Consider the following 26,348-nt stretch of genomic DNA (forward strand, 5'->3'; position numbering starts at 1 on the left):
CGCATTATTCGTGGTCGCCTACACCACGTTTTTTTCCACGATGGGGCGGTTTTCGAGCAGACGCTCCCAGTTCAACGAAGAGAGATCGAGCGACACGTAGCGTCCATTCAGAATCAGTTCGCTTACGCCGCGGCCCGTTGCGGGGCCTTGCTGAAGACCATGTCCGCTGTACCCGTTCGCGAACACGCAGTTTTCGATTTGCGGGTGATAGCCGATGATCGCGTTGTGGTCGAACACGTTGTACTCGTAATAGCCTGACCAGCAGTTCGCGACACGCAGCGCTTCGAACTCCGGCACGCGATGCGCAAGCGTCGGCCAGATGACGTCGTCGAAAAGGCGGTGATCTACCTCGTCAAGCGGCAGATCGTCAGGATCGTTATCCGCGCCCGGCGATGTGCCGCAAATGTAGGTCTTCCCTTCCGGCCGGAAATAGACGCCGGTAGGATCGATCAGCAACGGACAATCCGCGAGGCGAGCCGGAGACGACACATTGAAAATGCTGCGACGGCGAGCAAAGACCGGAATGTCGATGTCCATCATGCCGGCGATCTTCCGCGCCCATGCGCCTGCCGCGTTCACGACCGTATCGCAGGCGAAGCGCTCGCCATTGCTGGCGATGACGTGCGTGATCTTGCGGCCCTCGCGAACGACACCGGTTACATCGGCGGCAATGTAGCGCGCGCCTAGCGACTGCGCTTTCTTGCGAAGCGCCTGCACGAGGCCGTAGCCGTCGAACCATCCTTCGCCGCTCTCCCCGAAGGCGCCCGACGTGAGGTCGGCCACATTCAGCCAGGGGAACCTGGCCTTGAGCGCTTGCTGGTCCATCAGATTGATGTCCGCGCCAAGGCTCTTCTGCAACGCGTGGTTTTCGCGCAGCGTTGCGTCGCCGGCGGCCGTGGCGAGGAACAGGTAACCGCCTTCATGCAAATCGATCGAGGGCTTGTTGCCGTCCACTTCAAGAAGCTCGCCGATATTGCGCAGAAATTCGATACCGTACAGCGACATCTGAATCGATAAGGGCGTGGAGAACTGCTGCCGGATCGAAGCGGCCGATAATGCCGACGACGACTTCGCGTAGCTCGGATCACGTTCGATCACGGACACGGAAACCGTCGGATCGGAAGCGCGCAAGAAGTAAGCAATAGAACTGCCGATAACGCCGCCACCGACAATAACGACTTGTGAACTCACGACTCGCTCCAGGTTGCACATAACCGGGCTGCCCCGGAAAGGGCACCCCGGCATACAGTGGCCGACTTGTCCGGCAGGGCCGCAACGACAGCTCGCGCAAAAAAACGGCTGAGGTTAAACAGCCGTGTACGTGCAGCGCAAAACGCTCAGCCGATGTTGAAATCGATGCCCTGAGCGAGCGGCAGTGCCGACGAATAGTTGACGGTATTGGTCGCGCGCCGCATATAAGCTTTCCACGAGTCGGAGCCCGATTCGCGACCGCCGCCCGTTTCCTTCTCGCCGCCGAACGCGCCGCCAATTTCCGCGCCGCTGGGTCCGATATTCACGTTCGCGATACCGCAGTCGCTGCCCGACGCCGACAGGAAGCGCTCCGCTTCACGCAGGTCAGTCGTGAAGACGCATGACGAAAGACCATGAACCGCTGCGTTGTTTCCGCCGATCGCGTCGTTGAAGTCGCTGTACTTCAGCACGTAGAGAATCGGGGCGAACGTTTCCTTCAGCACGACCGACGTTTGCGAAGGCATTTCGACGATGGCCGGACGAACGTAGAAGCCCTTCTCATTGCCGGCAACCGCATGACGTTCGCCGCCGAACACCTTGCCGCCTTCGCTCTTTGCCTGTTCGAGCGCCGCTTGCATGCGGTTGAACGACTGTTCGTCGATCAGCGGTCCCATCAGCACGCCCTGCTCCAGCGGATTGCCGATCACCACCTTGCTGTATAGCGCCTTCAAACGTTCGACGGCCTTGTCGTACACGCTTTCGTGAACGAACAGGCGGCGCAGCGACGTGCAGCGCTGACCGGCCGTGCCGACCGCAGAAAAGACGATGCCGCGCAGTGCCAGTTCCATATCGGCGCTGCCGGAGACGATGCCCGCATTATTGCCGCCGAGTTCGAGAATCGAGCGGCCAAAACGGCGCGCCACTTCGACGCCGACCGCGCGGCCCATTTCCGTGCTCCCCGTCGCGCTCACGATGTTGGAACGCGGGTCGGAAACCAGCTTTGCGCCGACATCGCGGCCACCGTTCACGACGCTCGTCAGGCCTTCGGGAGCGTCGCCGAATTCCTTCAACGCGTCTTGCAGGATCTTGTCGACTGCCAGCGCGGTGAGCGGTGTCTTTTCCGATGGTTTCCAGACGACCGCATTGCCGCACACCAGCGCGAGCGCGGCATTCCACGACCACACGGCTGCGGGAAAGTTGAACGCGGAAATGATCGTGCACACGCCGAGCGGATGCCACGTTTCAGCCATGCGATGACCCGGACGCTCCGACGCGATCGTCAAGCCGTAAAGCTGACGCGACAGGCCGACCGCGAAATCGCAGATGTCGATCATTTCCTGCACTTCGCCGAGGCCTTCCTGAAGGATCTTGCCGGTCTCGAGCGTGATGATGCTGCCAAGCGCGTGCTTCTGCTCGCGCAGCTTGTTACCCAGCAGACGCACCAGTTCTCCGCGGCGCGGCGCCGGCACGTTGCGCCAGCCTGCGTAGGCCTTCTGGGCGCTGGCCAGTGCGGCGTCGACCTCGGCGACCGTCCGGCTCGCAACGCGGCCGATGAGTTCGCCGTTGATCGGCGAATGGACGGCAATGTCGCCCGCTTCGGCGAGATGGGAAATGCCGAGTTCCGAGAGAATGGCGGATGCTTTCACGATTGAGACCTCTTTGAATTTCCAATACGAAATTTTGGTACGTTCGGAAACTATACACGCGCGGGTTTTTGCCGGCAACATCAACCGCTTCCGCTGCCGCGGCGCGCTCGCAAGCGTTATTTCTGATAGGAAATGCGGCGTGCATTAGGATCGGAACGCCTTATCAGCGTGAGCCACCGGCCTGAATCACCGGCCGGAGGCACCCTACTGTGCCGCGTTCGCGGTCATTTTGAAAATGCCTTGCGCATTACCGGCGTCGAAACGCAGGTCCGTGACCCAGCTACGCGACGCCTGATCGAAAGTGCGCTTGCGAGTAATGAATTCATAGAAGGAGCCAGGTACCGTCCGCGTGACGAGCTTGTCGCCAGTGGACCTGAACTGACGCTCGACCGTGTCCGCGCGATAGGCGGTCTGGAAGACGCGACCCGAGCGCGAGCGCTCGACTTCGGGCTTCATGGGCCGGCCCTTGCCCTTCTCTTCGTCCGACAGCGTGAACACGTCTTCCACCCGATCCGTCGCGTGATTGAAGGCGTTGCCTTCGGTAGCGATCCACGCCATTTCCGCTGATTCGCGCAACAGGACTTCGTAGTCCGCCTCGCTCGGCAGAGCGTGCTGGCGAGCGAACGCGCCGACAATGACCGGCAGCAACTTGTGAGCTGCGTCGATAGCAAGCGCGCCTTCACGCTCCAGTTCCCAGAGTTGCGAAACGGCGAGCGGCGTCAACGGATCTTTCGACGAATGGACAACGTTAGTGACCGCCTGCTGGAACTCGCTGGAGAAGCGTTCGGGATGCAACTCACTCACGAAGAACTGCGCGATTTCATCGGGCGCGTCCTCATGCGCGTACGCACGGCCGGTCATGCCCAGTTTGTCGAGCGGATAGCGGCCGTTCAGCCTGAAGCCAAGCGGACGCAGGATGCGAGTGAATGCCGCCTCGCCCGGAGGCAACGCCCCGTTGCTCTCCCACCTCACCGTGCGCAACGCGCCGTGATCGAAGTACACAGAGCCGCCGTTCGCGATTGTCTCGGTCGTATAGGCGCGCCCATTCGGCGAACGCTCCAGCAGATCCTCGAATAAGGCCATGTTCATCGCCTGCGCGAGTTCGGCGCGCGTCACCGTGCCGTCTTCCCAATCCGCCAGTGCGCTCGGAAATTTGAGGGTTGTAAAGAGCGACTCCGTTTTGGCCGGGCCAAGCAGTTTCAGTAACAGGCGTTCAACGTTCGAATTGCGCATCTGCGTTTCTCTCGGGGGCGCGCCGCCGCAGCGGGAAGGTGTTCATCGACGGCATACCGGAACTGGTAGCCAGAAGGTAGGCGAAGGGGTAGCCAAGCTTACGTGATTCTCATTATTCAAATTGTTGCACCCAGCGTAAAGCGAGATTAAATTGCCACTTGATGACTTTTTGGAATTAACATGCGCAAGTTTAAGGTTCCCGGCACGAGCGCGTTGCTGGCCTTCGAGGCCGCGGCGCGGCACGAAAGCTTCACTCATGCTGCGAAAGAGTTGTCTCTGACCGAGAGCGCGGTTTCGCGGCAGATCCTGACGCTCGAATCGAATCTTGGCGTGCGCCTTTTCGTTCGTTCGAAGCAGCGCGTGATGCTGACTCGCGCCGGGCGTCTGTACGGTACGCAGGTGCGCCGGGCGCTGGAGAATCTGGACCGGGACACGCTGTCGATCATTGCGCACGGCAGCGGAGGCGGTTACCTGGAACTCGCGGTGCTTCCCACGTTTGCATCGCAATGGCTGATTCCGCGAATGAAGGACTTCAACGACCGCAACCCGGACGTTCGAATCAACATGGGTGTTCGCACCGACCCGTTCCCGTTTGAGGAGTCGCATTTCGAGGCCGCCATTCACTATGGCAAGCCGACCTGGCCGGGCACGTCGTCGGACTATCTTTTCGGCGAGGAAGTCGTGCCCGTCTGCGCGCCGTCACTGCTTGCAAAGCCCGTCAGGAGAGCGCACGAATTGCTGAACTACCCGCTTCTCCATTCGACGACGCGCCCCGACGCCTGGTCCCGCTGGTTCGCCAATCTCGGCGTCGAAGATAACGCCACGATGCAAGGCGTCCGGTACGAACTGCACTCCATGCTGATCAGCGCCGCTGCCGCAGGACTCGGCGTGGCCCTCGTTCCAGAATTTTTCGTCGACGAACGGCTGTCGCAACTCGGCCTCGTCATTCCGCTCGCGGCCACCACGGTCGAGGAATCCGCGTATTACCTTGTCTATCCGACAGAGCTAAGTCACGGGAAGCCACTCGAACTCTTCAGAACCTGGCTGATTGAGGAAGCCGGCGCGTATAGCGCGGCAAGGCGCTGACGCGGCGCGTCACTGGCGCCCACGGCATGGCGCTTGCGCAAACCGGAGTGCCGGGCCATGTGCGCGGCACCAGGCGACCTCTTCCCTCTCTGCAGGAGACACCATGAAACTTCTCACGACACAAGACGGCCTGCCGCGGCTGTCATGGGGCCCGATTTTCGCGGGCGTTATTCTTTCGATGATCGTCTATCTGGTCATGAGCGTGCTGGGCACGGCTATCGGCGCGTCGCTGCTCGCGCCGATGTCCAAACCCGACCCGTTGCAAGGCTTCGGCTTCGGCTCCGGCGTGTGGGTAATCATAACGACGGTTCTCGCGGTCTTCGTCGGTTCGTACTACGCAGGACGGTGCGCGCCCGTGCTCGGATGGCTGCATGGCCTGCTGGCATGGGCCGTCATGACGCTGTTCATTCTCTACGGAATGACTTCGCTCATCACGGGAGCGGTCAGCACTGCAGGAAGCGTTGCGGCGACGGGTGCGCAAGTCGGCGCGCAAGTGGGCGCGACTGCGGCCAATCAGCCAGGCGGAGCCAATTCCATCGTTGACACTGCCAAGCAGCAGATGCAGTCGGCCATGGCGTCGGCGGCGTCGATGGCGTCCAGCCCCGAAGCCGGACAACGGGCCCGAGAAACCGCTGACACGGCCGCGCGCGGCGTCGCTCGCGCCAGTTGGTTCTCTTTCGCAGCGCTGATCGTCGGCGCGATTATCGCGATCGTGTCGGGCAGTGCGGGTTTTCGCCATCAGCCGCCGATTGAAGAAAGCGGCGGCTCGGCCGTTGGCCGCAATGCAGTACCGGGCAGCAATCGCGTTGTTTCGCCGCGAAGCAGAGCCTGAACTGCAACTGAAAGAGACGGCATGCGGCCCGCCTCGGGTTGCATGCCGCCGCATGTCGTCGTGCACCGTCAAGTGCGGAGATATGTTTTAAATCGCAAAGGCCGTTGCCACAAATATTTAACATTTGCTGTTGCAAGGAAAAAGACGTTGGATTCCCCTTGCACTAATGCTGTGTGCATTCTCCCCAAAAAAATTGCCGACCGCTTTAGCCGCCCGTCAATAATCGCCCCCATTGGTTATTTGCCGCATTTGGACTAATGTCTAATAACTCTTGGTTAGACAACAAGAACGAACGTTGCGAGGTGGGGGCATGGTCACTTTAATAGACCTGGAGATCGCGCATCTGGGGCGAGTCATGAGCGCGTCAATGACAGGAGATCTCGCGGGGCCAATCCTGCCGGCCGCCTACTGGCGCCTGCGGCTTCATCGACTACTCGATTCGCAGCACCTTACGAATGCACAATTGCGCTCACTCGACCTTCTCCTGCTGCGACTGGACGAACTCGAAGCGCAAGCTTCGAATAGCACCGCAGCCGGAATTGCAATCAGCATGAGCTAGTCGATGCAGTGCCGCGATAAGCCTGCAACGGAGAATTTCGAACGCATTTTTCCGATGCAGGGCATAGCTCTGAATCGCGAATTCGCATAAAAGCGTGAGAGGAATTGCGGCTGCCTGCTACGCGAATGCACGCAAAACATTGCTAGTTGCGCGAGCAACGGTTGGCAAGATTTCCTGTGCGCGCAGGTGACCTGGGTCCGCTAACATACAAACCTGACAGATTCAGATCACGCTGTCCGGTTTGGTGCCCTGCACCTTCACGCCGCTAATTCCAGGAGATAGTTAATGAATAAATCCCGCATATTTCTCGCGTCGATGATGAGCGCGGGTATGCTGGCATCGTCGCTCGTTCTCGCACAACCGCCGCACGACAACCCCGGCAAGGGCGGCGACCACGGTCATGGGGAGAGTCACGGTCACGGGCCCAACCATGGTCATGAATCGAATGGTCATGGCCCCAAGCAGGTGCCACCCGGACACAGCCCCGACGGCCCAGGCAACTCCGCGAACGCGCCCGGACATTGGCGCAAGGGCGATCGCCTGCCTCCTGAATACCGCGACCGTCAGTATGTGATCGACGACTGGCGCGCGTATCGGCTGGCTCCGCCGCCGCGCGGCTATTCGTGGGTCGGCATTGGCGGCGACTATCTGATGGTGCAGATTTCAACGGGAGTCGTCCTGCGCGTCGGGCCGTAAGCACCGATTGGCCGGCCGTTGCATCGGCCGGTCATGAAGCAATAAATTGCCACGCTCCCGTTGCCGGCGACCGTGGCAATTTCTCCATGAGAACCCGCGCAACAAAAGCTGCAATCAACTGGCTCTTCAACCATCCCGCATCACGTCGCAGGCCCGGCAGCGGCCACATGCACTCCCTCCACACGTTGCACACGATTGACACGAAGCGCGCAGCAGCTAAAGAACCGTTGACGCGGCGCCGTTATATCAACCACGTATCGTGAGCCGGCGCGACGCACTTGCGCCGTCGCGGACACTCTTCTTTCTGTGCTTTTTGCCATACCCGATGAAATGCGCATAGATACTTGCGCCAAAATTAATTTCGACAGACAACGTCAACAACCAACCTTCATACTCTGTCACTTCTTAGGCGGACTACTCCGACAGCGGAATCGGAAGCTCGTCAGACAGGGAATCGATGCATGACCGCCGTCCTTGCGACGGCCATTTCCGCGTAGCGCCGCACGCGGATCATGTGGAGCTTACTTTGTAATGAGTTATACCCCAGTCGTTCCGTTCGCCACCGACAAGGCCGACTCCGGCTCTTTCGTAGGCGGCGCACCAGCGTTTCGCCAACTGGTCCGGATGATCGATCGGGTTGCTCCCACCGATCATCCGCTGCTTATTTTCGGGCCGACCGGTTCGGGCAAAGAACTCGTTGCGCGCCGTGTTCACGCACACAGCCTGCGCCAGGATCAACCCTTCGTCGACGTCAATTGCGGCGCGATTCCCGAACACCTCGTTGAAGCCGAACTGTTCGGGCACGTCAAGGGCGCGTTCACCGGCGCGGGCGAAAACCGCCAGGGGCTTTTCCAGCAAGTTGGCAAGGGCACGCTGCTGCTTGATGAAATCGGCGAATTGCCGCTCGCGCTGCAGCCGAAACTACTACGCGTACTTGAAACGCGCACATTCCGTCCGCTGGGATCGTCGACCAGCCTGCAGTTTGCTGGACGCGTGGTTGCCGCGACACACCGCGACCTGCGCGAGCTCGCGCGCGCGGGGCTGTTCCGCGAGGACCTGTTCTACCGGCTCGCGGTCTTCGTACTCGCGGTGCCGGGACTCGAGCAGCGCGTCGAGGATATCCCCGCGCTCGTCAACCACTTCGCGTCACAACACACGCGCCGGCTGGAGTTTGCGCCGGCCGCGCTGCGTCGTCTTGCGCAGCACCCGTGGCCTGGTCATATCCGGCAATTGCGCAACCTGGTCAGCCAGCTGAGCGTGCTCGCGGAAAGCACGGTGATCGACGTGGATACGCTCGAGCCGTTTCTCGCGAACGAGACCAGCGGGCCAGTGTCGCGCGCGAGTCTCGCCGATATGCTGATGCAGCTCGAAGGCCGCGACAAGCTCAACGCCGCCGAAGATTTGCTGATCGACCGCGCACTCGAACGGACGAGCGGCAACAAGAGTGCGGCCGCCGCGATGCTCGGCGTGGGTCGCAAAACAATCGAACGGCGTCTGAAGTCGCGAGAGGAACATCACCGTGAAGCGCGCAAGTGCCTGGAGCATGCGAGCGCGCTGATCGAAGAATCGAAATTTGCCGAAGCAATTCCGCCGCTGCGCCGCTGTCTCGACGTGCTGCAAACGCCGAACGAACAGGACCCCGTGCGCCGCCTCCAGTTCGACGCCTACCGCCTTCTGGGCATGAGCTTGCGCAGCGTGCACGGCTGGCTGTACGCGGAAGCCACGGCCTGCTACGCCGCAGCGCTGGCGGTCGGTGAAGGCGTGTGCTCCCCCGCTGAAATCGCCGCAATCCAGTTCGGCATCTGGACTACGCAGTTAACCACGCTGCAACTCAAGCAGGCACGCGCAACCGCGCAGAACATGCTGGAGCGCGCGCAGAACGCCGGCGATCGCGTGTCGCTCGACGAAGCTCACGTCGCCATGACCAACACGCTGTTCTGGCTCGGCGACAGCGAAGAAGCTCTCGCCTGTCTCGCGCGCGGCAATCTGCTCGGCGTGGGGCGCAACGACATCCGCACCGGTTCGCAAGGAATCGACCTGGCGAGTCTCGCGTTGACGTTCGAAGGACTCGCCGCCTACCAGATCGGCGCCTTCGGACAGGCACGCCGCGCGATGGAAATGCTGATTCTGCGCACATCCGAACCCGGCGTGCACGCGCTCGCTCACGTCGTCAATTTGCAGGGCGCCGCCTGGCTCGCCGCGCTGTTCGACGACGTGGAACGGCTGGGTCAGCTTGCAAGCGAACTGGAGTCGGTGTCGATCGCGCACGGCTTCGCGTTCTATCGCGGAGTCGGGCAGGTGCTGCGCGGCTGTCATCTCAGCGCGCTCGGGCAGGCCGACGAAGCGGAAACTGTCATGCTCGACGGCTACGATAACCACGTCGTTTGCAATGGCGGTGCGCTCTTCTATTCGTTCAAGACGTGGCAGCACGGGGAATTGCTGCTGCGCGCCGGCCGCGCGAAAACGTGCGAGGCGATCCTGGCTACGGCTATCGACGAGACGCTCGCCCGTCAGGAGCGCGTGTATCTGGGCAAGCTACTGGTCACGCGAGCACGCGCGCAGTGGGCGCTCGGCGACGTGAACGCCGCGGAACTCGGGCTGCGCACGGCGCTGTCGACGGCGCTCGCGTTCGGCTCGGTGCCTGGGCGCGTGGATGCCGCGCACCACCTCGCCGATTTGCTGCGCTCGACTGGCCGCGTAGCCGAAGCCATCGAGACGCTCGAGCGCGGCCTGCGTTCGTTGCCGACGGATGCAACGCCTCGCGTCGCGGGCGCCGCGAATCTGCTTGCCGAACTCCAGCAACATGCTTCGTTCCACAACTACACCAAAGGAATCGTAAATGGCATATGAGCTACGCCGGGAAGATCTCGAACCGCTGCTACTGGGCGCAGCTTTCTTCGGCAGCGGCGGAGGCGGCACCATCGAATCCGCACGGCATCTGGCCGCGCACTTCGTAGCCGGCGACTACTATCCCACCGACACCGTCAAGGTCGTTTCCGTCGATGAAGCGACCGAGGGCGCGGCCGTCATGGTCGCCTATCTCGGCGCGCCGGAAGCGATCAACTCGGCGACCTACCCGCTCGGCCCCGTGACGGCGGTGCAGAACGTTCAGGCTCGGCTCGCCTCGCAATCCAAGAAACTCGCCTATGTGATGCCGCCGGAAAGCGGTGCGCTGGGCTTCACGGTGGCTGCACTCGTGGCGGCGAAACTGGGCCTTGCGGTCATCGACGCCGACGGCGCCGGGCGCGCGGTGCCCTCGTTGCCGATGCTGACGTTCGCCGCTACGGAAATCGATCCGCGGCCCGCGTTCCTCGTAAGCCAGGGCGGTCTTTGCGTCGAACTGAACGTGACGCCGCGCGGCGGCAGCGAAGGCGCGCCGACTCATCAGCGGGACGTGTCGGCGATCGTCGAACAGATGATGCGCCCGGTCGTGGCCGATCCGGAGTTCGGCCAGTTCGGCGGACTTGCGATGTGGGTGATGACGCCGGCCGATATCGGCCGCGCGACACCGATTCGCGGCACACTGACACGCGCACTGAAACTCGGGCGTGCGTTGCAGAGCGGAGAGATCGGCAGCGCCCGGCAGATGACCGCCTATCTCGTCGAACGTTGCGGACTGGCGGCGCGCGCAGTTTCCGAACCGGGCGAACTGGTGTCGGCCGAAGTCGATACGAGCGGCGGTTTCGACGTCGGCAAGATTCGCATTCAGGCTGGACAGCATACCTATACGGTGATGTATCAGAACGAGTCGCTACTCGCATGGGACAGCAAGTGTGCACAGCCGATCGTGCTCGCGCCCGACAGCGTCGCCTATTTCGTCGGCGGCGAGGGCCAGGCAGTCTTTAGCAATGGCGACCTCGTCAACGGCGACGGTTCGCTGAATCCGGCAATCGGCAAACGCCCCGTGACGCTAATTGCCTGGCGCGCCGAACCCGAGTTGCGCAAACCGGGCCTCATTCTCGACAGCTTCATGCAGTTGCTGAACTCGCTTGGCTACCTCGGCCCTTACGTGCCGCTCGAATCGCTGCAGGCCGCACGCAAGGGAGATGCATCTTGAACTCGCCCATTCGTATCTGTGTGCTCGTGCCGGTTGCCACGTCCCAGTACAACGACCGCATCATGAAGGCGATTGCGCCTGTCGTGCCGCCCGACGTCCAGGTGGAGATTCGCAACATCACCGAGGGTCATCCCGACATCGAGAACCGCACGAACTGGCTGCAGAACGGCATGCCGGTGGTCGAGCTCGCACAGTCCATCGCCAACGACGGTTTCGACGGCATCTGGCTGACCGACTTCGACATGTGCGGCGTCGAAGCCGCGCGCGAAGTGATCGACATTCCGATCATCGGCGGCTTTCCGGCGTCGGCGTTTACGGCCCTCGCGCTCAGCCAGCGCTTCTCGATCATCACGATCCTGCAAAGCACGCTCGCAATGCAGCGCGGTCATCCGCAAACCTACGGCATAGAAGACACCTTCGCGTCGATTCGCGCGATCGACTGCCCTGTCGCGCAGCTCGAGAACATCGACGTCGTGGTTGTCCGCACCTTCGAAGCTGCGTTGAAGGCGATCAAGGACGACGGCGCGCAGGCGATTCTGCTCGGCTGTACGGGATTCGTGGACGTGGCGAGCCGGGTCTCGACGCTGCTCGGCGAGGCGCTCGGCGCTTACGTGCCCGTGATCGATCCCAATCAGGCGGGGTTCAGCTTCCTCGTGTCGCTGGTGCGTATGCGCGTGCGCCCGAGCAGGCTCACGTACAGCAAGGTCAGCTTGCAGGCGTAAGCAAGGCCGCTTCTGTCCGCCTCATCCCCGTCCGCCCTCATCTGCTTCATCTGCTTTCGTCCGGCTGCGGCATGCAACGCCGCGCCGGACTCCTCTCTGCGCCGTTCGTGGTGCTCGTAATCCTCCCTCACGCCGCCGAGTGCCGCCCGCTGCGGACGAAATCGCCCTATTACGCGCGCCGCATGCCCATGTGGACGAAAACGACCAACTTTGACCGCCAACCTGGACGAGATCGGCCAACACCGGCAGACCCGATTCGCCGACGCGCCCGAGCCTAAGCCATCTCAACATATGGCACGACCATTGCTTATACAAAGGCAGGTGGCCGGAAAGCTGCGACGAAATTGTCCGAATGACCGGGGAGCCTGAGAGACCAAAACAAGATCGCGCGCTGCAACGTGTTCGACGTTCTGTTGCCGCGTTGTTGCGTCCGTTGCGGGACGGCTGACACCGCGGATCGAGTGATCTCGATTCATTATGGCAAGCAGTCGTTTAGTTAAACGAACTAATACGTGCAACGCCGATCGACGCCAACGGTAGCCAGCCGTTGGTAGCAGACTGAGAGAGGGCTGTGCTGTTGTAGCGGTGACGCGTACAAAGATGGCGACCATGCTTCCGCAGAGAAGCAGTTCGCAATGCGCGGCACCAAAGAGCGGAAAATCTTTGGCTATGCACCGAAGATCCGCTGCGGGATGGGTCCGGCCGTCGTTGCCTTCCCTTCGGGAAAGGGCCGCGACGGCTAACCTTGTTGTAACGAGTCGCGGAAAACAAGCTGCTTGAGCAGCCTTACGCAGCGCCAGATTTCAACGGCGCCGTGACGAGAGAAGACTGGCCATCCACGGGGGTTCAAAGATGCACCACCACATTTTCGAAAGCGAGCTTGTTCATCTCGAGCGCGTGATCGCATGGGCGTCCCAGGAGCCTTTTTCACCGACCTATTGGCGAGACCGCGTCGAGCATTTGAAGACGAGTCCGCAAGCACCCATGTACCGGAACCGCATCGCCCGCCTGGCGCGCCTCCTCGCGGAACTCAAAGGATAGCTGCGGTCTTTGCACACTGTGTTTGTCAGTGCGACGTTGCGCGGGTGTCGGGAGTCTTGCCGGCAACCAGGAGCGCGATTGTCGCCACGCAGAAAACGGCGCCCGCATAAAAGGTAGCCGTAGCCCCGATCTTGTCCCACAGCTCACCGGCAATGACGCTCGAAAGCAGCGTGACGACACCGCCCAGCAGATTGAAAAAGCCAAACGCAGTGCCGCGTAATTGCGCCGGCGCGGTGTGAGAAACCATGGTCGCGAGCAGCCCCTGCGTCATGCCCATGTGCAAGCCCCACAATGCGACGCCGAGCAGCACGATGCTCCAGTGGCTGCCGTGTGCAAGCACGAGGTCCGAGGCGATCAGCACGACGACGCCCGCAATCAGCAGCCGCTTGTGATTCATCGTGTCCGCAAGTTTGCCGAACGGATACGCCGACAGCGAATACACGATATTCATGGTCACCATAACGAGCGGAACCAGAGCGATGGGTACGCCACTGCCCATTGCACGCAAAACGAGGAATGCTTCGCTGAAGCGGGCGAGCGCAAACACAGCGCCAATGGCGACGACCCACCAGTAGCGCGCGCCCAGCTTCTTCAGATTCTCCAGCCGCACAGGATTGACGCGCTTCGCGCCCGCTTCACGCGCCGGCTCGTGGATGCCGACCATCAACAGTGCGACCGCCAGCACACCAGGAATGACGGCAAGCCAGAAGGCTAGCCGGAAGTTATCGGCCCACACCGACATGATGACTACCGCGAACAACGGGCCCAGCACCGCGCCGATGGTATCGAGCGACTGACGCAAGCCGAACGCGGCGCCTCTGAGGTGGACAGGTGTGACGTCCGCCACGAGCGCGTCGCGCGGCGCGCCGCGAATCCCCTTGCCGACTCTGTCGATGACGCGCGCGGTCACCACCACGCCGACGGTCGGCGCGATCGCAAAGAGCGGCTTGCTCAACGCGCCCAATGCATAACCGGCCACCGCGAGCCACTTACGGTTCCCGAGGTAGTCGCTCAGCGCGCCCGAAAACACCTTCACTATCGGCGCGGTCGCTTCGGCAATGCCTTCTATCAAGCCGATGGTCGCGGCGCTCGCACCGAGGCTCACTGTCAGGAACATCGGCAAAAGGCTATGGACGATCTCCGACGAGATATCCATGCAAAGGCTCACACAGCCGAGTACCCAGACGCTTCGTGGAATGCTCGCGAGGACGCTGATCCGGATTCTGGCTTGCATGGACGGGTTACCTTTGCAATTGCTCTCAGGACAGCGCACAAAGCCGGCCGGGCCAGAACATTTACTCCTGACACTGCACGTCTTTTCTCGGCACGGCGATAAGTACCGGATACGTGCCGTGATCCAGCTCGACGCGCGCGACCACGGTGATCATCGTGCTGTCGATCTGATCGTACACGCTGACCTGTTCGCGTTTAAGCGTGGTGATGCCGGTACATGCGGACGCCCGGCCCTCGTCGGAAATGCGGCATTGAATCGGGTTGTCCGCAATGTAGCGATATTTGTCCCGATCGGGCGTCGCGAGATATTCACGAACGCTCTGTTCCGACCCGCCCACGCCGGTCACTTTTCCGATCGCACATTGCAGTGCGCCTGTCTCGCCATTCGCGGCTGTTTGAGCGTTCACGGCAGTACTCGCAACGGCCGCCGCAAGGATCAATGCAAAGTGGTATCTCATCGCGCATTCACGTTTGTCGGATCGAAGTGTTGAATTGTAAAGGTACCTGGGGCCAGACTGCCGGGAAGCCTGCGGCTGTGCATTCAGCGTGTAGCAACGCGGGAAGCTGCCTGGCCACACGATGTTGCACGGACGTGCGCAACGCTCGCGACTCGTTGGCACACAGGATGCTGCCAAACACGATACTCGATCCACCGAAAGCAACGCAGAAGGAGCCGCCCATGACCGAAACACCCACGCCCCAAAAACCCGATCCGCAACAGTCCGAAATTGGTCGCGGCACGCCGCCTGCACGCACACCGGAGTCGCTTCCAGAAACGGACGTCCAGCCGGACCAGCAGCCCGTGCGAGACATACCGGGCGTCGGTGTGCCCGGTAGCCAGTCACCTGCTCCGTGAACCCGGTGTACATGGTCTATTGGTCGGAAGCGATAGACGACGCCATCGTGCCGCGCGCCGTATCCTTTGCCGCCGGCGCGATGGCAGAGGCGCTGTCACTTGCCGAGACGTTGCGGCGACGTCAGTCCTGCGGCGAGTCGGTGTGTTTCGTCACCCTTTGCTCGGAAAACCCGAACTCGGTGGGTCGCCCGGGCGTCGCCGATCCACCCGCCGACTATGCGTGGAAGAAGCGCCGTCCATGAGCGCTTCGGCATGCCGATTGCGCATGCACATGACGCACGCGATGGTCGCATCGCGCGAAAACCCGCTTAACTCTGGAGGCACTCATGGCAAACGACAAGACCGAAGGCATCAAGGAAGAACTGAAGGGCATGATCAACAAGGGCATCGGCTCTATCACCGGCAACGAAGACAGGAAGCTCAAAGGTGAAGCGCAAATCACCGAAGGCGAAAACCGCAAGGATCTCGGCGATCAGCGCGAAAACGCCGAAAAGGGCAAGACGGATCCGGGCAACCCGTCGAATCTCTGACTGCATTGACGCGCTTCGGCGGCGGGGCGATCCGAACCGGCCTGCGAGCGTAACCGGGTAACGCACATACCAGCATAATCGCTTGCCTAGTTGCGCTCGTGCGCAATCGCTACGATGGGCGAACCGTCAAAACGGATAACCATCGCGGGAGCCCACCATGAAGCGTTTTCACATCGCACTCGCTGTTGCGAATCTCGACGAATCGATTGTCGACTACAGCCGCCGGCTCGGACAATCGCCCGATGCCGTTGTGCCAGGCAAATACGCGATGTGGCGAACCGACCTGCTCAACTTCTCGATCAACGAGAAACCGGAGCAAGCGGGTCAACTGCGGCACGTCGGATTCGAAGACGATACCGCCAACGCGTATTCAAGCAGCGTCGATGTGAACGGATTGGAGTGGGAGCTGTTTTCCGCCGCTGAGCAGGATGCGCGGATCGTCAGCACGTATGGGGTGGCTGTGCGCTCAACGCAAGCATAGGCGAACCTGGCGTCAGCCTGTAAATAGCGCGCGGCACTCATCGACTACTTAACCATGGTGCCGCTACGCGCACAGCACCATGATCAAGGTAGGCCGCTATCCCGAGCGCTCACCTTCTTCCAGCCTGGACCCGGATCGAACGACTTCGTTGCCTCGGCTTTCGCGGCAGTCTGCGGGCCAAGGTCACGCTCATAGATCTGCCCGGCATGACTCACCATGAAAGTCTTGATACCCGTATCTCCGTAACGCACCGGCCAGGCGATGATGGCGAAACCTCCGAACAGCTTGCCGTCGACAACGTAGTCATAGGCGCCGCCAGGCGCATGCGGTCCCTGTGAATAGAGCAGCTTGTAGTGATAGCCGTGGTAACCGGCGTTCTGGGTGTTGCGCGCGCTTGCATTAACGAACGCATCGCCGAGTGGACTTGGTGGGTCGTCCGGTCCCGTCGGCCAGTACAGACCGTCGTGTTTGCCTGGCGAGCTCACCATCTTCGACGCGTAGGCGAGCACGCCCTCGCCGTCGTGATTGGTCTGCGCGTATTCGCGTTGTGCATCGTAGATTGCGAGCATCGTCTGAATGACTGCCAGTTCGTTGCGGCCGATGCGTCGTTCCCGCATCTCTTCCGCGCCAGCGCGCGTGTCGAAGTGCCATCCCCGGTCGGTCTTCACGAGTGGAATTGGGAGCGTCCAGCCATCGTCGCCTACCGCGATCTCCACGTGTCGCGTATCGATCGGCTTGATCGCATGCGACTTTGACCACATCGTGAGAAACGCGTCCCGCACCTGCGCGCCAACGGGCGGAATCAGATTACGAAAGTCCTTGCCGAAGATGGTGCGCAATGCGTCCTCGCGGTCTTTAACAATTGCGTCACCAAAGGCATTCATTGCGGCCTCCGGAGTAGCGAAGTTCTGCTGCGCATGAGCCGCAGGCGAGATTGCCAACGCAAAAATCGCCGTGATCGCGAGGTTCGTAAAGATGGCAGTCAGCCACTTCCGGAGAACGTGTGAATAGAGTTTCATGGTTCCTGCTCCTCAGCGCCGCCCGCCGCGCATGCCTGATGTCGAAACTGCTTTGGCCACATCTATAGCGAAACGATGAAGGTACCGGCTAACAGAACACGCTTACGAACTCGCACGGACTGACCGCTGCGCAGCGCGCTGCGTTCAGCTTGCGCTGATTTCGTTTGAAAGCGGCTTGCCCGTCTCGAACTCCGTGACGCTTTGCAGGGTTGTCTCGCAGATGGTCGTCACCGCTTCGCGCGTGAGAAAGGCCTGATGCCCCGTGACGATCACGTTCGGGAATGTGACGAGCCGCTGGAGCACGTCGTCGGTGATGATGGTGCCCGACAGGTCACGGAAGAAAAGGTCCGCCTCCTGTTCGTACACGTCGATCGCAAGACCGCCCAGCTGCCCGCTCTTCAGCGCATCGATGACCGCTTCGGTGTCGATAAGCGCGCCTCGGCTCGTGTTGATCAGAAGCGCGCCTCGCTTCGCGCGCGCGAGCGTGCTGGCGTCGATGATGTGGTACGTCTCCGGAGTGAGCGGACAATGCAGGGAAATGATGTCCGCACTCTCGCCGATTTCCTTTGGCCGCGCATAGCGCGCGCCCAGCGCCTCGAATTCCGCCGATGGGAACTTGTCGTAGCCAATCACGCTGCAGCCGAAGCCCAGCATGATCTTCGTGAACACGCGCCCGATCTTGCCGGTACCGATCACGGCCACCACCTTGCCGTTCAGGTCGAAGCCCATCAGGCCGTCGAGAGAAAAATTGAAGTCGCGCGTGCGGTTATAGGCACGCTGGATCTTGCGGTTGATCGCCATGAGCAACGCGACCGCATGCTCAGCGACCGCGTTCGGCGAATAGTTCACTACTCGCACTACCTTGATCCCGAGATCCTGCGCTGCTTTAAGGTCGACGTTGTTAAAGCCGGTGCAGCGCAGCGCGACGAGCTTCGTGCCGCCGTGCACGAGTGCCTGCAGCACAGCGGCATCCGCACAATCGTTGACGAAGATACACACGGCGCCATGGTTCGCGGCGAGGCTGACCGTCTCGATGTCGAGCGGGACATCGAAATACTGGAGACGATGATGATGCCCCGCGTTCGCGGCATTCAGATACTCGCGGTCGTAAGGCTTGGCGCTGAAGACGGCTATGTCCATGATGATCTCCGTGGCAAATTGAATCAGGAGTGCCGGGTGCGATCGTTACGGCTGGTGATCGCGCTATCCACTGGCGAGCGCCGCGGCGACCTGCACGAACAGAATCTTTGCGATGGTCATCGACGGGAAAATCATCGCGTAGCCGACGTCCGGGCGGTCGGTCGGCGCAATGCGATTGGCAAAGGCGAGGATCGCGGGATTGCCCGTCGCGCCGCATAAGACGCCCACCGTCATGTCGAATGGCAGCCTGAAGATCCACAGGCAGACCGCCGCCGTCACGACGACGAGCGCGAGCAGGATCGTCACGCCATAGAGCAGAAAGGACACGCCGGTTACGCCGATGGTCGCGAAGAATTTCGGCCCCGAAGCGATGCCTACCTGCGCGAGAAAGATGGTCAGGCCAAGGTTGCGCAGCACGAGATTGGCCGAGAGCGGCATCGTCCAGACGAAAGGTCCGAAGCGCCGCACCCTGCCGAGCACGAGTGCCACCAGCAGCACTGCCGCCAGCCCGAGCGCGAGCTTGCCGATGCCTGGAATGGATAGTGGAATCGCACCCGCCAGCAGGCCGAGCGCCGCACCGGCACCGATCGAGATGAAGCTCAGTTCGGCAGTACCCTTGATGGAGTCGCCGAAGAACGCACGAACCGCCTTGATCTGGGCGCGATCGAGCAGCAGACCGACGCGGTCGCCATATTCGAGGATGAGGTCCGGGTTCGGCATCAGGTCGGCGTCACCCCGGCGCACGTGCGCAATAGTGCAGACGACGCCCTCGGGAAAGCGGATGTCGCGCAGCATGCGCCCCACCACGAGCCGGCTCGACGCGAACACGCGCGCATAGTCCAGGTCTTCGCGGTGACTCGTCATACGGCCCGGCTGCAGTTCGCCAAAGAGCGTCGTGGCCTCGTGCAGCACGGCCGGGTCGGTGGAGGTCGCGAGCAGCACGTCGTCGGCCCGCAGAACGAGGTCGTCGGCGGCCGGGCGGTTGCGATGCTCGCGACGCACGGCCGCGATCGCCAGCCCGGTCGGCATGCGCGCCACCAGCTGCGCCATGTTCAACCCGATAAACGCAGGATTGCGCAGCGCGATTTCGGCCGTTTCGATGAGCGGGGGCGGCGGGCGCACGATGTTCGGCTTAAGCAATGCACTAAGGGCATACAGGAAGAGAATCGGCCCGGCAACGCCGAACGGATAGGCAACGCTGTAGCCCACGGCCGGCCCGTCGCTTTTCACAGCGGCGATCGCGGCCTGCAGGCTCGCCGTGCTGGTGCCGGCACCGGCGAACATGCCAAGCGATTCGTCGAGTTTCACGCCGAAGAGCGGTACGAACGCGACCGCGACCAGTCCCGAGACGATCACGCCGAGCGCGGCGGCGGCGTTGGCCTTGAGGCCGTCCGGACTCGTCAGTCCCTTGAAGAACTGATCGCCATACTGGATACCGATACCGTAGAGGAAGAGCAGCAGCCCGAATGTGCCGAGCAACGCGGGCGGTGCGGACTTCGGTGCGAAGCCGCCGATCGCCAGGCCGACGAACAGCACTGCGCCCGAGCCGAGCGACACCCCTTTAATGCTGATCTCACCGACCACGTATCCCAAGGCCACCGTGAGAAACAGCACGAAGAGCGGCTGCGTTTCGAGCAACGTCCTGACCGTATCCATGGCGTTTCCCTTTTGCCTTGGAGCGAAGACGCAGCAGCGAATGAGCCCCGCGCCTCCGGGACACGATCCGGCCACCAGCCTCGCGCTCGTCGGGGCATTCCGGCTGCGATCGAAGGCTTTTCGATTGTTGGAATGTGCAGCCCGAAGGCGCATCTACAAATTTATGTTCAATCCAATCGTGAAGACAATAGGACCATCGACCGATGTCGCGCACGCGGCGGCGACTGTAGGCTAGCTGTGGCAGTGTCACGATCCTGATATCGCTCACGGCTTGACGTCAGCGCCGCTGAACGCCGCAACGGCGTCCGGTACGCAGGTCCGCGGCGGAATACCCAACGGCGCAAGTCATCGGGGCAGTTCACGGCGCCTTCCCGACGAGTTCGCGCCGCTCGAAGCAGCACGTTTCAGCCGGGCGTCAAACGGAGTCGCGCCGATGAAAGCTCTTCAGCGTCCACTACGCATCGAGTTGGTCGCGCCTCTTTCGGGCGTCATGGTGCCGCTCGAAACCGTGCCCGATCCGGTCTTCGCACAAAAGATGGTCGGCGACGGCATATCGGTTTCAGGCGCTTTGTACTTTTGAGCGTCTGCATGTTGGTGCTGCCGTTGACCGGCTGCCCGTATTACGCCCCGCCGCCCGGCACCGTTGTCACCGTCCCGGCCAGCTTCGACCGCTCCTTCTCCGCGGCAGCGGGTGCAATGCGCGACGAAGGTCTGGTAATCAGCGTCCAGGACCCCGGCACCGGCACCGCCGTCGGCGAACTGGACGGCAGCACGGTGACGGCGAGCGTGCGCCAGCAACCCGATGGCAGCGTCGTCGTGCAGTTCAATTCGCCCACGCGCAACCCTACGCTGCTCGATCGCATTTCGCGCGGCTACGACCGGCGAATGGGGCGGTGATCGCGCTCACATGAAGTGTCCTGCCGATGAATGTCGCCGGGAAGGGAAGCAAAGTAAGCGTTGTACATTTCACAAGTTGTCGGTTCGTCGTCGTTTTCAGTAGGCCTTACCAGTTTCAAGGAGCAGCCATGTCTTCGTGGAACCATCGATGGGCCACAGCACCGTGGCTGTGGCTGCTCGTCGCGCTGACCCTGGCAGCGGGGGTCGCACATGCCCAGACCGACCAGGCGCCGCCGCGCGAGCCCTTCAAGCCGGAAGAGATCGAAGCGCTGGTCGCGCCGATCGCCCTTTACCCGGACTCCGTTTTGTCGCAAGTACTGATGGCGTCAACCTACCCGCTGGAAATCGTGCATGCGGCGCGCTGGGTCAAGAGCAATCCGAAAGTCACGGGCGACGCCGCCGTGAAGGCAGTCGCGAACGAGCCGTGGGACGTCAGCGTGAAATCGATGGTGGCCTTCCCACAGATTCTCGAACCCATGAACGACAAGCTGGACTGGACCCAGAAGCTCGGCGACGCGTTCCTCGCGCAGCAGAAAGACGTGCTCGCCGCTGTGCAGCGTCTGCGCGCCCGCGCGAAGGAGTCGGGCAACCTCAAGTCGAACGAACAGCAGAACGTGATCATCGAAGCGGCGCCCGCTGGCGGGCAGACCATCGTGAAGATCGAGCCCGCCAATCCGCAGGTCATCTACGTGCCCGCCTACAACCCGACGGCCGTGTACGGTTCGTGGAGTTATCCGGCCTATCCGCCCACCTACTGGCCGCCTTACCCGGCCTACTATCCGGGCGCGGCGCTGGCAACGGGTTTTGCGTGGGGCGTCGGGCTCGCCGCCGCCGGTGCCATCTTCGGCAATGCCAACTGGGGCGGCGGCGACGTCAATATCAATGTCAACAAGGCGGCGAACATCGATCGCAACTTCGACCGCACGAAGGTCGAAGGCGGACGCTGGCAGCACGACGGCAGCCATCGTCAAGGCGTCGCCTATCGCGACAACGCGACCCGTGACAAGTACTCGCGCAACGTCGGCGGCGCAGAGGGCCGCAATGATTTCCGTGGACGCGATACGACAGGCGGCGGACGCGATACGACAGGCGGCGGACGCGCCAACACGGCGGACCGAGGCCAGCGCACCGACCGTTCGGGCGCAGGCGATCGTGCTGGAACGGCGGATCGGTCGAATGCGAATAACCGAGGGGCAGCGGACCGATCGAACGCAAACGCGGGAAATCGCGCGGGAAACGCGGATCGGTCCGCGGCCGGCGAGCGCGGCGGCGTCTCGAACCGCGCTGGCGCGGGCGACCTGTCACGCACCAGCGACCGTGCGGGCGGCGCCGGTGGCGGCTTCAGCGGCGGGGGTCGCGACAACGCCTTTCAGGGCGTCGGCGCAGGCGGCGCGACGCAGCGCAGCGCCGACCGTGGACGCTCCAGCATGCAAGGCTCGGGCTACAGCCGACCTAGCGGCGGCGGCGGCGGCGGCGGTATGCGGGCCGGCGGCGGCGGACGCGGTGGCAGACGCTAGAGAGCGTCGAACCGTGACATCACCACGGCGATTTTGTCGGCATGTAGTCATGGGTGCACCACCTACCGTCGCGCTCGCGTGCGAGCTGAGCGCCTGATCATCGCGCGGATAGTCGCACTAGCGGCGACAACATTCCGACGACCTTGGATGTGTAGGACTTTGGTCCAATTGCCGCGGTATGCGGCGGCCTTCACGATTCAAGCGACGACGTAAAGCCGGATGGCAAGTCGCGCGCCTTCGAATATCGACGTCCACATCGTGGCCTGAGCGGTAAATTCGGGAAATTGGAGCGAGGCATCATGGCAGACATATGGATAGGCAATGTGCAAGACGACACATCGGACGACGAAATAAGGGAATTTCTGATCAAGTACGGATTTCCGTCATTCGACGAAATCAAGCGTGTCGAGGGAACCGGCACGCGGCCCGCCGTTGTGGTGACTTTTCACGACACGTCTCCCGACGCTTTGCGGAATCTGCAATCGCGGATCCACAACATGTTCTGGAAGAATCGGACCATCGTCGTGCAGGTCATGCCAGAGCGCGACGACAGCTAAGCGCAAAAATATTTCAGTGCGTGGCTCAGGCCGCCGTGCGGCCTGCCCGCATGCCAAAACGGCATTTGAGTCGGTGCCTGCTTCGGCCTGCTCCAATGCATCATTGCGTGCCGGCTATCGTCGCCTACATGCCGCCAAATGGCTTCTTCACAGCCAGCTTGTTAGTCACAGACGTGACCCCGTCAACCGCTTTTGCGATCTCTGCGACCTGGCCGATCTGCGCCGCGTCCGTGACCGTGCCGTTCAATGTCACCGCACCGTCTTTTGCGATGACGCTGATATCTCCGGCACGGATCTCCTTGTGCTTGACGATCGCGGCATAGACCTTCCTGCGTAGCGCGCGATCTGCTTTTCTGCCCGTGACCGGTGCTGCGCTGCCCGAGGCTGCACTCGCCGATCCCCCAGGTGCGCTAGCCATCTCGCTTGCCTGTGACCATGCGTTGGTGGAAAGCGGAACGATCAACGTGGCGACGGCCATTACGAGAACGCGAATAGATTTCATGGATTACTCCGGTCGATAAGAATGCAGCAATCAGAACGTATGGCGGATGCCGACCATCGCCGCCGTTGTAGACACCCCCGGTGCGACCGGAGCTCCATAGATGATCGTCTGGTTCATGGTCCCTTTGTTGTCGACGTAGCCGACCTGTGCGTACGCCTTGGTCCGAGCGGACACGTTGTACTCAGCCCCCAGAGAGAATTCGCTCGAATGATTTGCTGAATGGTTTCGATCCTTCAGATAGTAGAAACCGGAAGTGACCTTGAACCGCGGGCTGAATTGATAACCGAGCCCAGCCGACGCCATTTCGAAATTCACGGTGTCACTTCTGGCCGGATTCTTACCCACGCCGTACGAGCCTGAAATCGAAAATCCTGCGACCGAGTACAGCGCGCCAAAGTAGTAAAAACGGTTGTTCGCCTGCCCCGTAGGCACCGCCGCCGGAGTTGCAGGATAAGTAATCGGATACGGATTGGTATCGTGTCCGTTGTAGTACACGGCGGATAGATTCAGACCGTAATTCGAGTACTTGAGCACGGCCGACTCGCGTGTGCCACCCTGGAACTGGCCCGCGACGCCTCCCGGTGCGTACTCGAGTGCGAGCGACGCTCCGTAGAATTTCGGCGATGTGTAGACCAACGCGTTACTGTCATACAGCGCGCCGATCGGTGCGTTCGTGCTCGTGCCAGGCCACCCCGCCGCCTGGTTCACACCGAGCCACGCGGTCAGGATACTTCCGAAATACTGTGCGCCGCGAACGTCGGTTTCCGCCATTGCATAGATCATCGGAATGATCTGGCGGCCGGCATCGAATGAGCCGAATGGCCCGGACGCGCCAATCATCGCGTACTGATTGAAGATCGCGGTGGTGCCCGGCGTGTCAGGCAGCCCCATCCTGCCGTTCGAGCTGTTGAACGAGCCCTGCAGCCTGAAGTTGATCTTGTATCCGCCACCGATGTCTTCGCTTCCCTTCAAGCCCCAGAAGCTCGCGTAGATGCCGCCATCCTTCAGTTGATAGACATGCCCCTGATTGCGCGCGGTCGGCAGGAACGTTGCCGCCGAAGTGCTCTGATAGAGCAGGCCGCTATCGAGTACGCCGTAGAGCGTAACCGTCGATTGCGCATGGGCGGCAACCGCGAACAATAACAGCGCCGCGGCGCCGCTCAACTTCAATTTCATTCTGTGTCTCCAATGTGGTGCCGGACATGGCCGGCTTTTTTTTGCTGTTGCTCGAACGAAGCTGCCTTGATAACCCGGCGTGTCAGTTCGGTAAAAAATAGTCCGCGAATTGCTCCCGCAACCGGTGCTTGAGCACTTTGCCGGTCGCGCCGTATGGAACCGAGTCAACGAATACCACCGCGTCGGGCGTCCACCACTTCGCTACCCGTCCGTCAAAGAACGCCAGTAGTTCGTCCTGGGTGAGCGCGCTGTCCGGCTTTTTAACGACCACCAGCAGCGGCCGCTCGTCCCACTTCGAATGTCGCGCGCCGATGCAGACCGCAGCCGTCACTTTGGGATGCAGGTAGGCGACGTTTTCGATTTCGACGGAGCTAATCCATTCGCCGCCCGATTTGATGACGTCTTTGCTGCGGTCCGTGATCTGCATGAAACCGTCGCGATCGATCTTCGCCACATCGCCGGTTGGGAACCATCCGTCACGCAGCGGCGACTCAGCGTCGCAACCGAAGTACTGCCTCGTGACCCACGGGCCTCGTACCAGCAGGTCGCCGGTCGCGTTGCCGTCCCACGGTAACTCTTCGCCGTCGGGACCGGCGATTTTCATGTCGATACCGAACACCGCGCGTCCCTGCTTTGCCTGGACCGCGTAACGATCGGCCTGCGGCAGCGTGAGCTGATGCGCCTTGAGACTGCATACCGTGCCGACCGGACTCAACTCCGTCATGCCCCATGCGTGCAATACGTCGACACCATGGCGCTCCTGGAATGCTGCGGCCATAGCGGTCGGACAGGGAGCTCCGCCGATCACCGTGCGCCGCATCGACGAGAATGCTCGCCCGAGCGCGTCGACGTGAGCGAGCAATCCTTGCCAGACCGTCGGCACGCCAGCAGATAGCGTCACGTGTTCGGTCTCGATCAGCTCATAAAGCGATTCGCCATCGAGCGCGGGGCCGGGAAACACCAACTTCGCGCCCACCATGCAAGCGATGTACGGCAAACCCCACGCATTCACATGGAACATCGGCACGACCGGCAGGATGGAGTCGCGCGCCGAGCAGTTCAGCGAATCGGGCAACGCGGCCGCGTAGGTATGCAATACGGTCGAGCGGTGGCTGTACAGCACACCTTTCGGATTGCCCGTGGTGCCTGACGTGTAGCACAGCGACGACGCACTGTTTTCGTCGAGCAGCGGCCAGTCGAAAACGTCGCTATTGGCGTCGATCAGATCCTCATAGCACAGCAGCTTCGTGGACAGACTGTGCGTCTCCGGCATATTCGCGCGATCGGTCATGGCTACGAAGATCTTTGCGCTTTTGACGCGTGACGCGACGTTTTCGATCAGCGGCAGAAACGTCAGGTCGAAGAACACGACGCGATCTTCCGCATGATCGATGATGTAAGCCAGTTGCTCGACGTGCAGCCGGGGATTGAGCGTGTGCAACACCGCCCCCGAGCCCGACGCTGCAAAGTACATCTCCATGTGCCGGTAACCGTTCCACGCAAGAGTCGCGACGCGCTCGCCCGGCTGAACACCGAGACCTGCCAGCGCGTTGGCCATGCGGCGCGCGCGTTGTGCGAGATCGCGGTACTGGTACCGGTGAATGTCTCCTTCTACTCGCCGCGACACAATTTCCTGCGCGCCGTGGTGGCGTTCAGCATGCACGAGCAGCGAAGCGACCAGCAGCGGTTGCTCCATCATCAAGCCTTGCATTCTTTGTTCT

The 26,348-nt window shown here is 61.7% G+C and carries 25 protein-coding genes and 1 pseudogene; 15 read left to right on the top strand and 11 right to left on the bottom strand.

The features are described from left to right. Nucleotides 1–18: 18 nt before the first annotated feature. From J2W46_RS05290 to J2W46_RS05300, 3 genes are all read right to left on the bottom strand, one after another. Nucleotides 19–1,191, bottom strand: a complete 1,173-nt coding sequence (locus J2W46_RS05290; protein ID WP_310351890.1) for an NAD(P)/FAD-dependent oxidoreductase — start codon at nt 1,189–1,191, stop codon at nt 19–21. A gap of 146 nt (nt 1,192–1,337) precedes the next feature. After that, the gene (gene amaB, locus J2W46_RS05295) at nt 1,338–2,837 is read right to left on the bottom strand and encodes an L-piperidine-6-carboxylate dehydrogenase (RefSeq protein ID WP_310351892.1); all 1,500 of its coding nucleotides are present in this window, start codon (nt 2,835–2,837) and stop codon (nt 1,338–1,340) included. A 204-nt stretch (nt 2,838–3,041) separates the two neighbouring features. Next, the gene (locus J2W46_RS05300) at nt 3,042–4,070 is read right to left on the bottom strand and encodes a DUF1338 domain-containing protein (RefSeq protein WP_310351894.1); all 1,029 of its coding nucleotides are present in this window, start codon (nt 4,068–4,070) and stop codon (nt 3,042–3,044) included. 180 nt (nt 4,071–4,250) lie between these two features. Here J2W46_RS05300 and J2W46_RS05305 point away from each other — a divergent pair, with 180 nt between their 5' ends. The 7 genes from J2W46_RS05305 (at nt 4,251) to J2W46_RS05335 (ending at nt 12,022) form a co-directional block, all read left to right on the top strand. Next, entirely contained in the window at nt 4,251–5,156 is a 906-nt protein-coding gene (locus J2W46_RS05305; protein WP_020066869.1) for a LysR substrate-binding domain-containing protein, read from the top strand. Between the two features lie 103 nt (nt 5,157–5,259). Beyond that, nucleotides 5,260–5,988, top strand: coding sequence for a YrzE family protein (locus J2W46_RS05310; RefSeq protein WP_310351898.1), 729 nt, complete (start codon nt 5,260–5,262; stop codon nt 5,986–5,988). 310 nt (nt 5,989–6,298) lie between these two features. Then, nucleotides 6,299–6,547 (top strand): hypothetical protein, encoded by a 249-nt coding sequence (locus tag J2W46_RS05315; RefSeq protein ID WP_027804445.1) that lies wholly within the window; start codon nt 6,299–6,301, stop codon nt 6,545–6,547. Nucleotides 6,548–6,832: 285 nt separating this feature from the next. After that, the gene (locus tag J2W46_RS05320) at nt 6,833–7,243 is read left to right on the top strand and encodes an RcnB family protein (protein WP_131316314.1); all 411 of its coding nucleotides are present in this window, start codon (nt 6,833–6,835) and stop codon (nt 7,241–7,243) included. Between the two features lie 531 nt (nt 7,244–7,774). Next, nucleotides 7,775–10,093 (top strand): sigma-54 dependent transcriptional regulator, encoded by a 2,319-nt coding sequence (locus J2W46_RS05325; protein ID WP_310351902.1) that lies wholly within the window; start codon nt 7,775–7,777, stop codon nt 10,091–10,093. After that, nucleotides 10,083–11,300: a DUF917 domain-containing protein gene (locus J2W46_RS05330; RefSeq protein ID WP_310351904.1), complete on the top strand. Its 1,218-nt coding sequence runs from the start codon at nt 10,083–10,085 to the stop codon at nt 11,298–11,300. Before J2W46_RS05325 ends, J2W46_RS05330 begins: the two co-directional genes overlap by 11 nt. Further along, on the top strand, nt 11,297–12,022 hold the full coding sequence (locus J2W46_RS05335) for an aspartate/glutamate racemase family protein (protein WP_088174053.1): 726 nt from the start codon (nt 11,297–11,299) through the stop codon (nt 12,020–12,022). Before J2W46_RS05330 ends, J2W46_RS05335 begins: the two co-directional genes overlap by 4 nt. A gap of 1,066 nt (nt 12,023–13,088) precedes the next feature. Here J2W46_RS05335 and J2W46_RS05340 read toward each other — a convergent pair. Both J2W46_RS05340 and J2W46_RS05345 read right to left on the bottom strand, forming a co-directional pair. Beyond that, nucleotides 13,089–14,297, bottom strand: a complete 1,209-nt coding sequence (locus J2W46_RS05340; protein WP_310351907.1) for an MFS transporter — start codon at nt 14,295–14,297, stop codon at nt 13,089–13,091. 61 nt (nt 14,298–14,358) lie between these two features. Continuing rightward, nucleotides 14,359–14,754 (bottom strand): hypothetical protein, encoded by a 396-nt coding sequence (locus J2W46_RS05345; RefSeq protein WP_087752055.1) that lies wholly within the window; start codon nt 14,752–14,754, stop codon nt 14,359–14,361. A 221-nt stretch (nt 14,755–14,975) separates the two neighbouring features. Here J2W46_RS05345 and J2W46_RS05350 point away from each other — a divergent pair, with 221 nt between their 5' ends. The 4 genes from J2W46_RS05350 (at nt 14,976) to J2W46_RS05365 (ending at nt 16,163) form a co-directional block, all read left to right on the top strand. Then, the gene (locus J2W46_RS05350) at nt 14,976–15,152 is read left to right on the top strand and encodes a hypothetical protein (RefSeq protein ID WP_204522023.1); all 177 of its coding nucleotides are present in this window, start codon (nt 14,976–14,978) and stop codon (nt 15,150–15,152) included. Between the two features lie 5 nt (nt 15,153–15,157). Beyond that, nucleotides 15,158–15,394, top strand: coding sequence for a hypothetical protein (locus J2W46_RS05355; protein WP_374726812.1), 237 nt, complete (start codon nt 15,158–15,160; stop codon nt 15,392–15,394). Nucleotides 15,395–15,478: 84 nt separating this feature from the next. Continuing rightward, nucleotides 15,479–15,682 carry a CsbD family protein gene (locus J2W46_RS05360; protein WP_020066882.1) on the top strand — a complete coding sequence of 68 codons (204 nt, stop codon included), beginning with the start codon at nt 15,479–15,481 and terminating at the stop codon, nt 15,680–15,682. A gap of 157 nt (nt 15,683–15,839) precedes the next feature. Next, a complete protein-coding gene (locus J2W46_RS05365) occupies nt 15,840–16,163 on the top strand; it encodes a VOC family protein (protein WP_310351914.1) in 324 nt (107 codons plus the stop codon). Nucleotides 16,164–16,246: 83 nt separating this feature from the next. On the opposite strand, the gene J2W46_RS05370 is transcribed toward J2W46_RS05365, so the two are convergent. The 3 genes from J2W46_RS05370 to J2W46_RS05380 all read right to left on the bottom strand — a co-directional run bounded on the left by J2W46_RS05370 (nt 16,247) and on the right by J2W46_RS05380 (nt 19,978). Next, nucleotides 16,247–17,182: a DUF2950 domain-containing protein gene (locus J2W46_RS05370; RefSeq protein ID WP_310351917.1), complete on the bottom strand. Its 936-nt coding sequence runs from the start codon at nt 17,180–17,182 to the stop codon at nt 16,247–16,249. Nucleotides 17,183–17,326: 144 nt separating this feature from the next. Next, on the bottom strand, nt 17,327–18,322 hold the full coding sequence (locus J2W46_RS05375; RefSeq protein ID WP_087752058.1) for a 2-hydroxyacid dehydrogenase: 996 nt from the start codon (nt 18,320–18,322) through the stop codon (nt 17,327–17,329). A 63-nt stretch (nt 18,323–18,385) separates the two neighbouring features. Then, the gene (locus J2W46_RS05380) at nt 18,386–19,978 is read right to left on the bottom strand and encodes an aspartate:alanine exchanger family transporter (RefSeq protein ID WP_204522025.1); all 1,593 of its coding nucleotides are present in this window, start codon (nt 19,976–19,978) and stop codon (nt 18,386–18,388) included. Nucleotides 19,979–20,411: 433 nt separating this feature from the next. Here J2W46_RS05380 and J2W46_RS05385 point away from each other — a divergent pair. The 4 genes and pseudogenes from J2W46_RS05385 to J2W46_RS05400 all read left to right on the top strand — a co-directional run. Further along, a pseudogene (locus J2W46_RS05385) lies at nt 20,412–20,537 on the top strand (PTS glucose transporter subunit IIA); the annotation flags it as partial. Nucleotides 20,538–20,566: 29 nt separating this feature from the next. Then, nucleotides 20,567–20,875: a hypothetical protein gene (locus tag J2W46_RS05390; protein WP_310351924.1), complete on the top strand. Its 309-nt coding sequence runs from the start codon at nt 20,567–20,569 to the stop codon at nt 20,873–20,875. Nucleotides 20,876–21,003: 128 nt separating this feature from the next. Then, nucleotides 21,004–22,392, top strand: coding sequence for a DUF3300 domain-containing protein (locus J2W46_RS05395; protein WP_310351927.1), 1,389 nt, complete (start codon nt 21,004–21,006; stop codon nt 22,390–22,392). Nucleotides 22,393–22,691: 299 nt separating this feature from the next. Beyond that, nucleotides 22,692–22,949 (top strand): RNA recognition motif domain-containing protein, encoded by a 258-nt coding sequence (locus tag J2W46_RS05400; RefSeq protein ID WP_027804449.1) that lies wholly within the window; start codon nt 22,692–22,694, stop codon nt 22,947–22,949. Between the two features lie 124 nt (nt 22,950–23,073). Here J2W46_RS05400 and J2W46_RS05405 read toward each other — a convergent pair whose 3' ends face one another. The 3 genes from J2W46_RS05405 to J2W46_RS05415 form a co-directional block, all read right to left on the bottom strand. Next, nucleotides 23,074–23,451: a BON domain-containing protein gene (locus J2W46_RS05405; RefSeq protein WP_310351929.1), complete on the bottom strand. Its 378-nt coding sequence runs from the start codon at nt 23,449–23,451 to the stop codon at nt 23,074–23,076. Nucleotides 23,452–23,481: 30 nt separating this feature from the next. Beyond that, a complete protein-coding gene (locus tag J2W46_RS05410; RefSeq protein WP_310351930.1) occupies nt 23,482–24,627 on the bottom strand; it encodes a porin in 1,146 nt (381 codons plus the stop codon). Nucleotides 24,628–24,709: 82 nt separating this feature from the next. Beyond that, on the bottom strand, nt 24,710–26,338 hold the full coding sequence (locus J2W46_RS05415; RefSeq protein WP_310351933.1) for a 3-(methylthio)propionyl-CoA ligase: 1,629 nt from the start codon (nt 26,336–26,338) through the stop codon (nt 24,710–24,712). Nucleotides 26,339–26,348 lie beyond the last annotated feature (10 nt).

This window comes from Paraburkholderia strydomiana, assembly GCF_031456815.1.
In the GTDB taxonomy this organism is placed as follows: Bacteria; Pseudomonadota; Gammaproteobacteria; order Burkholderiales; family Burkholderiaceae; genus Paraburkholderia; species Paraburkholderia caledonica.